Genomic DNA, 12,285 nt, shown 5'->3' on the forward strand with positions numbered 1-12,285 from the left:
TGCTGCCGGGCATCGCGCGGATCACGGACCCGGACCAGCGGGAGAAGGCGTACGAGGGCGAGGCCGCGCTCACCTACGACACCGACCGCAAGGTCGGCTGCCGGTGGAAGGTGGAGTCGGCGGACGCCACGGACCGGCTGTCGGTGGACTTCGAGCGCGTGGTGTCGTACGACAACGCGGTCAGCGACGACGACCAGGCGCAGAAGCTGTTCGGGGAGCAGGAGTCGGCGGCCGACCTGCCGGCGCCGAGCGGTTCCTCCGCGCCACCGCCGTCCCCGACGCCCTCGTCCTCCGGAGCCTCGGCGGCCTCGGGTCCGCCCTCGGCCTCGTCCGCCCCGCCGAAGGGGGCGGCGGGCGACGGCACTTCCTCGTCCGGGTCCCCGGACGCCTCCTCGTCCGGTGCCACGCCCACCGATCTGCAGCCCCGCACGCTCTCCGACGTCGGTGACGAGGCGTATCTGGACGACCGGTTGAACACCTCCGGTTCGACGGCCGAACAGCGGACCGTGACTGTGGTGTTCCGCACGTCCAACGTCATCGTCACGCTGCAGTACGAGGAGCAGCCGATGGCCGTGGGGGCGGTGCCGGACAGCAAGGAAATGCAGGACAGGGCCTTGAATCTGGCCTCCCGGCTGGATGACGCGCTGGGCGGCTGATCCGTTTGCCGGTCGGGTCCGTCCCGGTTCGCAAAGCGCGGGAACGGAGAACCCCCGGCTCCCCCACCGCGTACCGTGGCCCCGCAGGAACCCGCACGAACACCGAGCGTCATGAGTGAAGGAACCATGCAGCGAGCAGCCCAGCGAGACGACAGTGCCCAGCCCAGCCAGCGAGCCAAGCGCCTCCGCCGCGCTCTTGTCTGCGCGGCAGCCGTTCCCGCGGTTCTGATCACGGCCGCCTGTTCCTCGGACTCGGGTGATTCCAAGGCCGAGTCCGGTGCCGGGAGCACGCAGTCGGCGGGCGGCGGCAGCACGCCGCCCTCGGCGAGTGCGTCGCCGACCGTGGAGGCCGCCGCGTACGGGAAGCTTCCCGACGCGTGCGCGGTGCTGTCGAAGAAGAGCCTGGAGGATCTGGTTCCGAAGGGTGTGAAGTCGGCGAAGAAGGGCAGTTCGGACGATCCGTCGTCGCGTGGGTCCTGCTCGTGGAACAGCCTCGACAACAACGGGGTGAAGGGTTCGCAGTTCCGCTGGCTGACGGTCTCCCTGCTGCGTTTCGACTCGGACGCCGCGCGCGGGTCGGGTGCGGACCAGGCGCACGCGTACTTCACGCGGCAGGCCAAGGACGTCCAGTCGGTGGACGGCGCCAAGAACACCAAGGTCGTGCCGTTGTCGGATACGGGTGCGGAGGCGACGGCGGTGCGCTACGACCTGAAGAAGAAGGAAGGCCTCTTCAAGCAGCAGACGGTCGTCGCCCGGGTGGAGAACGTCGTGGTGACGCTGGACTACAACGGTGCCGGTCTGGCGGGTGAGAAGACGCCGGACGCGGAGGATCTGACGAAGGCGGCCCAGAAGGCGCTCAAGGAGGTCGTGGCGTCGGTGTCGGCGGCCAACGGCGCGGGCGGCGCGGCCAGTTCGCCGTCCGGGTCGTCGGAGCCGTCGGAGCCGTCGAAGTCAGCGTCTCCTTCGAAGTCGCCTTCCAAGGCGGCGTCGAAGGCTCCGTCCGCGTCGGCTTCGTCCAGTGCGCCCCCGTCCCGGTCGGCCGCCTGAGGGGGCCCGCCGGGAGCCGTAGCCGCTGACCGGCAGAGCGTTCGCCGCACACGTGTGCCACTCTGTTGCGCGCAACATCACGCAAGGGGAGGGGAGTACGAGTGGCCGCGCCACTGCAGCTGACTCGGATGCACCGCGTTCTCATCGGCGTGGTCGTGACCGGCGCCTTGATCATCGCCGGCATCGGCTTCGCCGGTTCGTACGCGGCCGTCCGCGAGCTGGCCATCAAGAAGGGCTTCGGGAACTTCTCCTACGTGTTCCCGGTGGGCATCGACGCGGGCATCTGCGTTCTCCTCGCCCTCGATCTGCTGCTGACCTGGATCAGGATCCCCTTCCCGCTGCTGCGCCAGACGGCGTGGCTGCTGACAGCGGCGACGATCGCGTTCAACGGTGCGGCCGCCTGGCCGGATCCGCTGGGCGTGGGCATGCACGCCGTCATCCCGATCCTGTTCGTCGTCTCGGTCGAGGCGGCCCGCCACGCGGTCGGCCGGATCGCCGACATCACGGCCGACAAGCACATGGAGGGCGTCCGCCTCACCCGCTGGCTGCTCTCCCCGGTGCCCACGTTCCTGCTGTGGCGCCGTATGAAGCTGTGGGAGCTGCGGTCCTACGACCAGGTGATCAAGCTGGAGCAGGAACGTCTCGTCTACCAGGCCCGGCTGCGCAGCCGCTTCGGCCGGGCGTGGCGCAGGAAGGCTCCGGTGGAGTCCCTGATGCCGCTGAGGCTGGCGAGGTACGGCGTACCGCTGGCGGAGACGGCTCCGGCGGGGCTGGCGGCGGCGGGCATCGAGCCGGCGCTGCTGCCTCCGGTGGTGCGGCAGCCGCAGCCCGTGACGGCGGGCGCCGCGGTCGCGGGCGCGCCGGCCGCGGCGGCGGACGGTGCCCGTGCGGCCGGGACCGCGCCCGTGCCGGGGCGGGCGGCGCCCGCCGGCGGGCAGCGTCCGGAGGAGCCCGCGGCGGACGAGCAGAGCCCCTGGTTCCAGGCGCCGAAGGAGATCGAGTACCACGGCGGGTACGACCCGACGTACGACCCGATGATGCAGGAGCCCCAGTACGCCCCCGAGGAGGAGTACGGGGACTGGTACGAGGAGCAGCCGCCGGGTCAGTTCCAGCAGCCCTCTCCGGAGGAGACGGGCAGCTTCCCCATCCCGGTGGGCCCGAACCGCACCCGCGAGCTGGGCGACGGCGGGGGCGTCCCCCAGCCGGACCCGACGGAGGAGGACTACTACCAGGTCTTCCGCAAGTCGATCGACGGCAGCCTGCCCACGCCGCACCAGTTCGGCGAGGCGGTGGAGGCGACGTTCGGCCTCACGGTTCCCGCACGGGACGCGGAGCGCATGGTCAATCGTTTCACCAACCGCTTCAACGCGGAGCTGGAAGAGGACCACATCGCCTGACGGCACGACGGACATGACGAAGGGGCCCTCCGGCGGAGGGCCCCTTCGTCATGTCCGTCGTGCGGCTTACGCGCCGAGCAGGTGCCGTACCCGGTCCTGTCCGACCGCGAGGAGCAGGGTGGGCAGGCGGGGACCGGTGTCGCGGCCGACGAGCAGGTGGTACAGCAGGGCGAAGAACGTCCGCTGGGCCGTCTTGATCTCGGGCGGGAGTTCCTTGGGCGTGGCGTCGGCGGCGAAGCCGGCCTGGACCTTCGGGACCCCGTAGACGAGGTGGGTGAGCCCGTCGAGCGACCAGTGGTCGGCGAGTCCGTCGAGCAGCAGTCGTACGGACTGCTGGGAGGCCTCGTCGAGGGACTTGAGCAGGTCGGTGTCGGGTTCGTCGCGCACGATGGTCCGCTGGTCGGCGGGGACGTGCGTGTTGATCCACGCCTCGGCCTTGTCGTAGCGCGGCCGTACCTCGTCCAGGGTGGCCAGGGGCTGCTCGGGGTCCAGTTCGGAGAGGATCCGCAGGGCCTGGTCCTCGTGTCCGGCGGTGATGTCGGCGACGGAGGCCAGCGTGCGGTACGGCAGCGGGCGCGGCGTCGCCGGCAGTTCGCCGGCGGCGGTGCCGACGGCGCGGGTGTACGCGGCCAGGTCGCCGGGCAGGGCGGAGCCGTCAGTGACCTTGGCGGCGAGCTTGTCCCACTCGTCGTAGAGCCGCTGGATCTCCTGGTCGAAGGCGATCTTGAAGGACTGGTTGGGCCTGCGGCGGGCGTAGAGCCAGCGCAGCAGCTGCGGCTCCATGATCTTCAGCGCGTCCGCCGGGGTGGGGACACCGCCCCGGGAGGAGGACATCTTCGCCATGCCGGAGATGCCGACGAAGGCGTACATGGGGCCGATGGGCTGCTCGCCGCCGAAGATGCCGACGATCTGGCCGCCGACCTGGAAGCTGGACCCGGGCGAAGAGTGGTCGACTCCGCTGGGCTCGAAGATCACGCCCTCGTAGGCCCAGCGCATCGGCCAGTCGACCTTCCAGACCAGCTTGCCGCGGTTGAACTCGCTCAGCCGGACGGTCTCGGCGAAGCCGCAGGCGGTGCAGGTGTAGGCCAGCTCGGTGCTGTCGTCGTCGTAGGAGGTGACGGTGGTCAGGTCCTTGCCGCAGCCGCCGCAGTACGGCTTGTACGGGAAGTAGCCGGCGGAGCCGGAGCTCCCGTCGTCCTCGGAGGCGGCGCCGGAGCCCTCCTCGGCCTCCAGCTCGGCCGCGTCGACGGCCTTCTGCTGCTGCTTCTTCGGCGCCTTCTTCGTCCGGTACTGGTCGAGGATGGCGTCGATGTCGTTCCGGTGCTTCATGGCGTGCAGGATCTGCTCGCGGTAGGCGCCGGAGGTGTACTGCTCGGTCTGGCTGATCCCGTCGAACTCGACGCCGAGCTGGGCGAGCGAGGCGGTCATCGCGGCCTTGAAGTGCTCGGCCCAGTTCGGGTGGGCGGAGCCCTCGGGGGCGGGGACGGAGGTCAGCGGCTTGCCGATGTGCTCGGCCCAGGACTCGTCGACGCCGGCGATGCCGGCCGGGACCTTGCGGTACCGGTCGTAGTCGTCCCAGGAGATCAGGTGCCGGACCTGGTGGCCGCGGCGGCGGATCTCGTCGGCGACGAGGTGCGGGGTCATGACCTCACGGAGGTTGCCGAGGTGGATCGGCCCGGAGGGGGAGAGTCCGGACGCGACGACGACCGGTTTGCCCGGGGCCCGGCGCTCCGACTCCTCGATGACCTCATCCGCGAAACGGGAGACCCAGTCGGTGGTCTCGGTGCTCTGAGCCACGATCGGCACGTCCTTCTTTCTGAACGGGGTGACACTCCATTCTCACAGACGGGATCGCGGCCGGGAAAACGGCTTTACCCCCCGTGGGATACTGGCTGGGTCTATCCATCCCCACGAGGAGAACGGCACCCATACCTATGGCCTCGGTCACGTCCCTCAGCGACAACGTCCAGCAGCACCTCGCGTCCGCCCTCTCGGCCACCCTGCCGGAGGCCGCCGGCGCGGACCCGCTGCTGCGACGAAGCGACCGGGCCGACTTCCAGGCCAACGGCATCCTGGCGCTGGCGAAGAAGGCGAAGGCGAACCCGCGGGAGCTGGCGGAGCAGGTCGTCTCCCGGGTGGTGACGGGTGACGTGATCCAGGACGTCGAGGTCTCCGGCCCCGGCTTCCTCAACCTCACGATCGCGGACAAGGCGATCACCGGGAACCTGGCCGCGCGGTACGCGGACGAGACGGGCCGCCTCGGCGTGCCGTCCGCCGAGCGGCCCGGCACGACGGTCATCGACTACGCGCAGCCGAACGTGGCGAAGGAGATGCACGTCGGCCACCTGCGGTCCGCGGTGATCGGTGACTCGGTGGTGCAGCTGCTGGAGTTCACCGGCGAGAACGTGGTCCGCCGGCACCACATCGGCGACTGGGGCACCCAGTTCGGCATGCTCATCCAGTACCTGGACGAGCACCCGCACGAGCTGGACCACGGCGGTGCCGAGGTGAGCGGCGAGGAGGCGATGTCCAACCTGGACCGCCTCTACAAGGCCGCGCGCAAGAAGTTCGACTCCGACGAGGAGTTCAAGACGCGCGCCCGGCGCCGGGTGGTGGACCTGCAGGCCGGGGATCCGCACACGCTGGCCATGTGGCAGAAGTTCGTGGACGAGTCGAAGATCTACTTCTTCTCCGTCTTCGAGAAGCTGGACATGGAGATCCGGGACGCGGACATCGTCGGCGAGTCGGGGTACAACGACATGCTGGCGGAGACCTGCCGCCTGCTGGAGGAGTCGGGCGTGGCCGTCCGCTCCGAAGGCGCCCTGTGCGTGTTCTTCGACGACATCAAGGGCCCGGACGGCAACCCGGTCCCGCTGATCGTGCAGAAGTCGGACGGCGGCTACGGCTACGCGGCCACCGACCTCTCGGCGATCCGCGACCGCGTCTTCAACCTGAAGGCGGACACCCTCCTCTACGTGGTGGACGCGCGCCAGGCCCTGCACTTCCGGATGGTCTTCGAGACCGCCCGCCGGGCCGGCTGGCTGAACGACGACGTGACGGCGGTGCAGCTGGCCTTCGGCACGGTCCTCGGCAAGGACGGCAAGCCGTTCAAGACGCGTGAGGGCGAGACGGTCCGCCTGGTGGACCTGCTGGACGAGGCGGTCGAGCGCGCGTCGGCGGTCGTCCGCGAGAAGGCCCAGGACCTGTCCGAGGAGGAGATCGCCGAGCGGGGCGCCCAGGTGGGCATCGGCGCGGTGAAGTACGCGGACCTGTCGACGTCGGCGAACCGGGACTACAAGTTCGACCTGGACCAGATGGTCTCGCTGAACGGCGACACGTCCGTCTACCTCCAGTACGCGTACGCCCGTATCCGGTCCATCCTCCGCAAGGCCGGCGAGGTCCGTCCCGCGGCCCGTCCGGAGCTGGCCCTGCACGCGGCGGAGCGCGCCCTCGGCCTGCACCTGGACTCCTTCGCGGAGACGGTCCGGGAGGCGGCGGCGGAGTACGCCCCGCACAAGATGACGGCGTACCTGTACCAGCTGGCGTCGCTGTACACGTCGTTCTACGACAAGTGCCCGGTCCTGAAGGCCGGTTCGCCCGAGCAGGTGGAGAACCGGCTGTTCCTGTGCGACGTGACGGCCCGCACGCTGCACCAGGGCATGGCCCTGCTGGGCATCCGCACGCCCGAGAAGCTCTGACCGGGCACGGATCGACGCCGGCGGCCCGCCCTCACTCCGGGGGCGGGCCGTCGGCCGTCTGCGCGGCGAGGAGTTCCCGCGCGCGGCGCACGAAGGCCTCCCGTACGGCGTCCGGGCCCAGGACCCGCAAGGGAGTGGCGAGGCCCAGCAGGTAGCGGGCGAGCCCGTCCGCGTCCGGACCGCCGATGTCCACGACGGTGGCGTCCGGTCCGTCGGCGCGGTGGGTGCCGACGGTGGCGGGCACGACCCGCAGGGCGTCCGCCAGGGGCAGCGGCAGCCGGACGCTGGCCGACATCGGGTAGGGGCCGTTCGCGGTGTTGCGGGAGACGAGCCGCGCCGGGTCCGGCGGGTCGGTGATCTCCACCGGCCGGCCGGTGGACTGGAGCCGCTCGACCCGGTCGGCGCGGAAGGTGCGCCAGCCCCGGTCCACGTCCCGGGCGACGAAGTACCAGCGCCGTCCGGTGTGCACGAGCCGGTAGGGGTCGACGTCCCGGACCGTGTTCCGGCCCTGCCCGTCGCGGTACGACAGCCGGGTGCGTTCGCCGCGCCGGCAGGCGGCGGCCAGTTCCAGCAGCACGCCGGGCCGCAGCCGGGGCGCGTCGGGCCAGGGCAGCCGGACCAGGGCGTCGTCCCACTCCCCGAGCCGCTCGGCGATCCGGGGCGGCAGCACCTGCCGCAGTTTCAGCAGCGCGGACAGCGCGGCCTGGTCCCCGCCGAGTCCTCCGCCGAGCGCGGCCTCCCGCAGCCCCACGGCCACGGCCAGCGCCTCCTCGTCGTCCAGGATCAGCGGCGGCACGCGCGAGCCGGCCCGCAGCCGGTAACCGCCCCAGGGGCCGGGGTCGGAGTCGACGGTGTAGCCCAGCTCCCTCAGCCTGGCGACGTCCCGCCGCACGGTGCGGTCGGTGACGGCCATCCGTTCGGCCAGCTCGGCGCAGGTCCAGGAGGGCCGGGCGGCGAGCAGCGCGAGCAGACGCAGCAGACGGGCGGAGGCGCTCAGCACGGCGGAAGTCTTCCACACCGGCCCGGACGACCAGGACCGTTCCTGTCCGGGTCATGTCCTACGGTCGTCCCCATGAGCACAGACACCGCTTCCGCACCCCTGTTCCGCTACGCAGCCGTCACCTTCGACTGCGCCGACCCGGCCGGACTGTCCCGGTTCTACGGCGAGATGTTCGGCCTCTCCGTCGCCTACACCTCCGACGACTTCGTCTTCCTCGGCGGCAAGGACGGCGCGCCGGGCCTGGGCTTCAACCGCCTGGCCGACTACCGCCCGCCCACCTGGCCGGACCCGGCCCAGGAGAAGCAGGCCCACATCGAGGTCGGCGTGGACGACCTGGAGGCGGCCGAGGCCCGCCTGCTGGAGCTGGGCGCGACCAAGCCGGAGGCCCAGCCGCAGCCGGACCGCTGGCGGGTCCTGCTGGACCCGGCGGGCCACCCGTTCTGCATCACCACGCTGGTCTGACCGTCCGCCGGCGCGACAACACCGGTGGCGGCGGGGGCCGTTGTCAGTGGCTGCCCCTACAGTCACCGGTATGGCGACTCTTCCCAACCCGCTGCCCAGGCTGGCCACCGACCCCAGCGGACGCTCCCTGGGCCTGCAACTGCCGCCCGGCAGGCTCGTCGACGAGACGGACGAAGGGCGCTGGCACGAGCCCTTGCTGTGGCTGGCGGACAAGCCCGCCGCGCCCGGCACCTGGAAGATGCTCGGCGCCCCGGCCGGGCGAGCGGGGCTGCTGCCGGTGCTCGTGGACGCGGGCGGGGCCATGGCCGGGCCGGAGGAGTGGGAGCTGAGCCCGGGGCTCACGTCGTACCCGGGGGACCACGACGCCGAGGAGGTCCTCGCGGAGTACTGGGAGGAGGAGGCCGGAGAGGAAGAGGAGCATGTCGAGCCGTTCGGGAGCGCCTGGCCCGGGCTCGCCGGCGCCTGCTCCCTCGCCGCCGACCCCGACAGCCGGGCCGCACAGGTCGCGGACGAGCTGACGGACGGCACGCGGTCCTGGCCGAAGGAGCCGCGCCTCGCCCTGGTGCCGGCCCGCCGGTCCGCCGACATACCGGCGGCGATCGGATGGCCGGGACCCCTCAACTACGAGAACGACGTGGCCCGGCTCTGCGCGGTCCTGCGCTCCTGGGAGGACCGCTTCGGCATACGCGTCACGGCACTCGGTTACGACACGCTGGCCGTCTCCGTCGCGGCCCCGCCGACCTGCGCGGCGGAGGCCGAGGCGGTGGCGGCCGAGCACCTCGCGTTCTGCCCCACGGGCGGCACCACCACCTTGCGGGCGTACGCGGGGACGCTGGTCGGCGCCACGAGGTGGACCTTCTGGTGGGACTGACGCGGCGCCCGCGCGGGCCGGCGGTGCGTCAGCGCAGCTTCCGGGCCGCCTCGGTGGCCCAGTAGGTGAGGATGTTGCGCGCGCCGGCCCGCTTGATGCCGGTGAGGGTCTCCAGGATCGCCTGGTCCCGGTCGATCCAGCCCTTCTCGGCGGCGGCCTCGACCATCGCGTACTCCCCGGAGATCTGGTAGGCGGCGACGGGCACGTCCACCGCGTCCGCGACCCGGGCGAGGATGTCGAGGTAGGGACCGGCCGGCTTGACCATGACCATGTCGGCACCCTCGGCCAGGTCCAGCTCCAGCTCCTTCAGGGACTCGCGCCAGTTCGCGGGGTCCTGCTGGTAGGACTTGCGGTCGCCCTTGAGGGAGGAGGCGACGGCCTCGCGGAAGGGGCCGAAGAAGGCGGACGAGTACTTGACGGTGTAGGCGAGGATCGCGACGTCCTCGCGGCCGATCTGGTCGAGCGCGTCGCGGATGACGCCGATCTGACCGTCCATCATGCCGCTCGGGCCGACGACGTGGGCACCGGCGTCGGCCTGCACCTGCGCCATCTCGGCGTACCGCTCCAGGGTGGCGTCGTTGTCGACACGGCCCTCGGCGTCCAGGACCCCGCAGTGCCCGTGGTCGGTGAACTCGTCCAGGCACAGGTCGGACATGACGAGCAGGTCGTCGCCGACCTCGGCCCGGACGTCGCGCAGGGCGACCTGGAGGATCCCGTCCGGGTCCGTGCCGGCCGTGCCCAGGGCGTCCTTCTTGCCGTCCTCCGGCACGCCGAACAGCATGATCCCGGAGACCCCCGCCTGGACGGCCTCCGCGGCGGCCTTCTTCAGGCTGTCCCGGGTGTGCTGCACGACCCCGGGCATCGACCCGATTGGCACCGGCTCGCCGACTCCCTCCCGGACGAACGCCGGAAGGATCAGATCGGCGGGGTGCAGCCGGGTCTCGGCGACCATACGGCGCATGACGGGGGAGGTACGCAACCGTCGGGGACGCGTACCGGGAAACGATCCGTACTTCGTCATGCCCCTACGCTACGCCCGCCCGGCCGGGGCCTTTGCCGACGGGATGTCGGGTGTCCCTTCAGCGCTCGTCGATCTCGGCGAGGATCCGGTCGACCACCTCCCCGTGGCCCCGCGGTGCCCGGGCACGGAACTCCATCAGGCGACGGGCCGCTCCGATCGGTACGTGTGCCGCTCCTCCGTCCGCCACACCGCTCTCGACCGCCCGCAGGCCCCAGTACTGGTTGAAGGCGAGCGGCTCGGCGATCGCGGCGTCGGCCAGTGGGACCAGCGCGCCCTGCTCGGGCAGTGCGTACAGGCGCGCGTAGGCCGCCAGGCGCAGTCCGGCGTCCTGGGAGGCGAGCAGCCCTCGGGCGTCGAAGTCGGGCACGCGCTGGGCCGCGCGCACCAGGCGGGCGAAGATCCTGTCCATGCGTTGGGTCCGGGCACGGCTGCCCGGCTGTTCGAGGCGTACGTTCACGTACTCGGCCGCCAGCTCCCTGACCGTGTCCCACGCCGCGGCGTCGTCCGCGCCGGGGCCGTCACCGACGAGCGCGGCGTTCGCCGTCCGCTGGACGTCCGCGATGCGGCGTTCGATGTCGCGGAACTCGATCCGGGCGAAGCCCGGTACCTCGATGCTCCGGAACAGCTCCCCGAGCCACGGCACCACGGCGATCGCGAGCAGCATCACCACGATGCCGTCGATGTTCAGACCGGGGGCCAGCATGTGCAGAACCGCTGCCCCCACCCCGGTACACGTCACCAGCAGCGCCACGGCGTGCCGGCGTAACCAGGGCGTGCCGTCCTCGGAGCGCCCCCGGCGATCTCCCCCACCCATACCGACCAGCATGGCAGAGCCCCGGCGACCGGGAGGGCGGTTCCGCTCGGCGCACGAGGGCCCCGACGCGTGGGCGACCTTCCTGCCGTACGCCTCAGGGGTGCCCCGGCAGAAGCCCGGGCACCCCTGAGGACGGCGTCAGCCGGAGGTCACGTCGTGGAGCGGCGCCTGCGCGCACCCGGCCGTCGTTCGCTCGGCCGGGTCACCGGGTCGCCGGCCTCCAGCGCGGCGGCGCGCCGCTTCATGCCGAAGTCGGCCAGCGCTTCCGCGAGCTTGTGCACGGACGGCTCCGGGGCCATCACGTCCACCCGCAGACCGTGCTCCTCGGCCGTCTTGGCCGTGGCCGGGCCGATGCAGGCGATCACCGTCACGTTGTGCGGCTTGCCCGCGATGCCGACCAGGTTGCGGACCGTGGAGGACGAGGTGAACAGGACCGCGTCGAAGCCGCCGCCCTTGATGGCCTCGCGGGTCTCCGCCGGCGGCGGCGACGCGCGGACCGTGCGGTAGGCCGTGACGTCGTCGACCTCCCAGCCCAGCTCGATCAGACCGGCCACCAGGGTCTCGGTGGCGATGTCCGCGCGGGGCAGGAAGACACGGTCGATCGGGTCGAAGACCGGGTCGTAGGGGGGCCAGTCCTCCAGGAGGCCGGCCGCCGACTGCTCGCCGCTCGGCACCAGGTCGGGCTTCACGCCGAAGGCGACCAGCGCCTTCGCGGTCTGCTCGCCCACCGCGGCCACCTTGATCCCCGCGAAGGCACGGGCGTCGAGGCCGTACTCCTCGAACTTCTCCCGGACCGCCTTCACCGCGTTGACGGAGGTGAACGCGATCCACTCGTACCGGCCCGTCACCAGGCCCTTGACCGCACGCTCCATCTGCTGGGGCGTGCGCGGGGGCTCCACCGCGATGGTGGGGACCTCGTGCGGCACGGCACCGTAGGACCGCAGCTGGTCGGAGAGCGACGCCGCCTGCTCCTTCGTGCGCGGCACGAGCACCTTCCAGCCGAACAGCGGCTTGGACTCGAACCACGACAGCTGGTCGCGCCGGGCGGCGGCGCTGCGCTCGCCGACCACGGCTATCACCGGCCGGCCGCCGTCCGGCGACGGCAGCACCTTCGCCTGCTTCAGCGTCTGCGCGATCGTGCCGAGCGTCGCCGTCCAGGTCCGCTGCCGGGTCGTCGTACCGGCGACCGTCACCGTCAGCGGGGTGTCGGGCTTGCGGCCCGCCGAGACCAGCTCGCCGGCCGCGGCGGCCACCGAGTCCAGCGTCGTGGAGACGACGACCGTGCCGTCCGAGGCGCCGACCTCCGTCCAGCAGCGGTC

At 71.9% G+C, this 12,285-nt stretch carries 11 protein-coding genes; 6 read left to right on the forward strand and 5 right to left on the reverse strand.

Annotated elements, in window-relative coordinates; genetic code table 11:
• The 3 genes from IE312_RS05760 to IE312_RS05770 all read left to right on the forward strand — a co-directional run.
• A partial coding sequence (locus IE312_RS05760) for a DUF3558 domain-containing protein (RefSeq protein ID WP_229899125.1) occupies positions 1-656 on the forward strand: 656 nt, incomplete at its 5' end.
• Between the two features lie 111 nt (positions 657-767).
• Entirely contained in the window at positions 768-1,703 is a 936-nt protein-coding gene (locus IE312_RS05765; RefSeq protein ID WP_189978911.1) for a DUF3558 domain-containing protein, read from the forward strand.
• A 128-nt stretch (positions 1,704-1,831) separates the two neighbouring features.
• Positions 1,832-3,100, forward strand: a complete 1,269-nt coding sequence (locus IE312_RS05770; RefSeq protein WP_189978913.1) for a DUF2637 domain-containing protein — start codon at positions 1,832-1,834, stop codon at positions 3,098-3,100.
• A gap of 66 nt (positions 3,101-3,166) precedes the next feature.
• Here the strand turns inward: IE312_RS05770 and lysS are convergent, their stop codons facing one another.
• Complete coding sequence (gene lysS, locus IE312_RS05775; RefSeq protein ID WP_189978915.1) at positions 3,167-4,906, reverse strand: lysine--tRNA ligase; 1,740 nt, start codon at positions 4,904-4,906, stop codon at positions 3,167-3,169.
• Between the two features lie 128 nt (positions 4,907-5,034).
• Here lysS and argS point away from each other — a divergent pair, with 128 nt between their 5' ends.
• Entirely contained in the window at positions 5,035-6,798 is a 1,764-nt protein-coding gene (argS, locus tag IE312_RS05780) for an arginine--tRNA ligase (RefSeq protein WP_189978917.1), read from the forward strand.
• A 31-nt stretch (positions 6,799-6,829) separates the two neighbouring features.
• Here argS and IE312_RS05785 read toward each other — a convergent pair whose 3' ends face one another.
• Positions 6,830-7,798: a helix-turn-helix transcriptional regulator gene (locus IE312_RS05785; RefSeq protein ID WP_189978919.1), complete on the reverse strand. Its 969-nt coding sequence runs from the start codon at positions 7,796-7,798 to the stop codon at positions 6,830-6,832.
• Positions 7,799-7,870: 72 nt separating this feature from the next.
• On the opposite strand from IE312_RS05785, the gene IE312_RS05790 reads away from it, so the two are divergent.
• Together IE312_RS05790 and IE312_RS05795 are read left to right on the forward strand one after the other, a co-directional pair.
• Complete coding sequence (locus IE312_RS05790) at positions 7,871-8,260, forward strand: VOC family protein (protein WP_189978921.1); 390 nt, start codon at positions 7,871-7,873, stop codon at positions 8,258-8,260.
• A gap of 70 nt (positions 8,261-8,330) precedes the next feature.
• Positions 8,331-9,131: a DUF4253 domain-containing protein gene (locus IE312_RS05795; protein ID WP_189978922.1), complete on the forward strand. Its 801-nt coding sequence runs from the start codon at positions 8,331-8,333 to the stop codon at positions 9,129-9,131.
• A 28-nt stretch (positions 9,132-9,159) separates the two neighbouring features.
• Here IE312_RS05795 and hemB read toward each other — a convergent pair whose 3' ends face one another.
• From hemB to IE312_RS05810, 3 genes are all read right to left on the reverse strand, one after another.
• Positions 9,160-10,152 carry a porphobilinogen synthase gene (hemB, locus tag IE312_RS05800; RefSeq protein ID WP_189978924.1) on the reverse strand — a complete coding sequence of 331 codons (993 nt, stop codon included), beginning with the start codon at positions 10,150-10,152 and terminating at the stop codon, positions 9,160-9,162.
• Between the two features lie 58 nt (positions 10,153-10,210).
• Positions 10,211-10,966, reverse strand: coding sequence for a hypothetical protein (locus IE312_RS05805; protein WP_189978926.1), 756 nt, complete (start codon positions 10,964-10,966; stop codon positions 10,211-10,213).
• Positions 10,967-11,115: 149 nt separating this feature from the next.
• Positions 11,116-12,285 (reverse strand): uroporphyrinogen-III synthase (locus IE312_RS05810; RefSeq protein WP_229899127.1); only part of this gene is annotated, 1,170 nt, incomplete at its 5' end.

Source organism: Streptomyces capoamus (genome assembly GCF_014654935.1).
Taxonomy (GTDB): domain Bacteria; phylum Actinomycetota; class Actinomycetes; order Streptomycetales; family Streptomycetaceae; genus Streptomyces; species Streptomyces capoamus.

What these genes read in the sequence shown, in the direction of transcription:
- IE312_RS05765 (WP_189978911.1), top strand. Translation starts at nt 768, where the DNA reads ATGAGTGAAGGAACCATGCAGCGAGCAGCCCAGCGAGACGACAGTGCC.
- IE312_RS05770 (WP_189978913.1), top strand. Translation starts at nt 1,832, where the DNA reads ATGCACCGCGTTCTCATCGGCGTGGTCGTGACCGGCGCCTTGATCATC.
- argS (WP_189978917.1), top strand. Translation starts at nt 5,035, where the DNA reads ATGGCCTCGGTCACGTCCCTCAGCGACAACGTCCAGCAGCACCTCGCG.
- IE312_RS05790 (WP_189978921.1), top strand. Translation starts at nt 7,871, where the DNA reads ATGAGCACAGACACCGCTTCCGCACCCCTGTTCCGCTACGCAGCCGTC.
- IE312_RS05795 (WP_189978922.1), top strand. Translation starts at nt 8,331, where the DNA reads ATGGCGACTCTTCCCAACCCGCTGCCCAGGCTGGCCACCGACCCCAGC.
- hemB (WP_189978924.1), bottom strand. Translation starts at nt 10,152, where the DNA reads ATGACGAAGTACGGATCGTTTCCCGGTACGCGTCCCCGACGGTTGCGT.
- IE312_RS05805 (WP_189978926.1), bottom strand. Translation starts at nt 10,966, where the DNA reads ATGGGTGGGGGAGATCGCCGGGGGCGCTCCGAGGACGGCACGCCCTGG.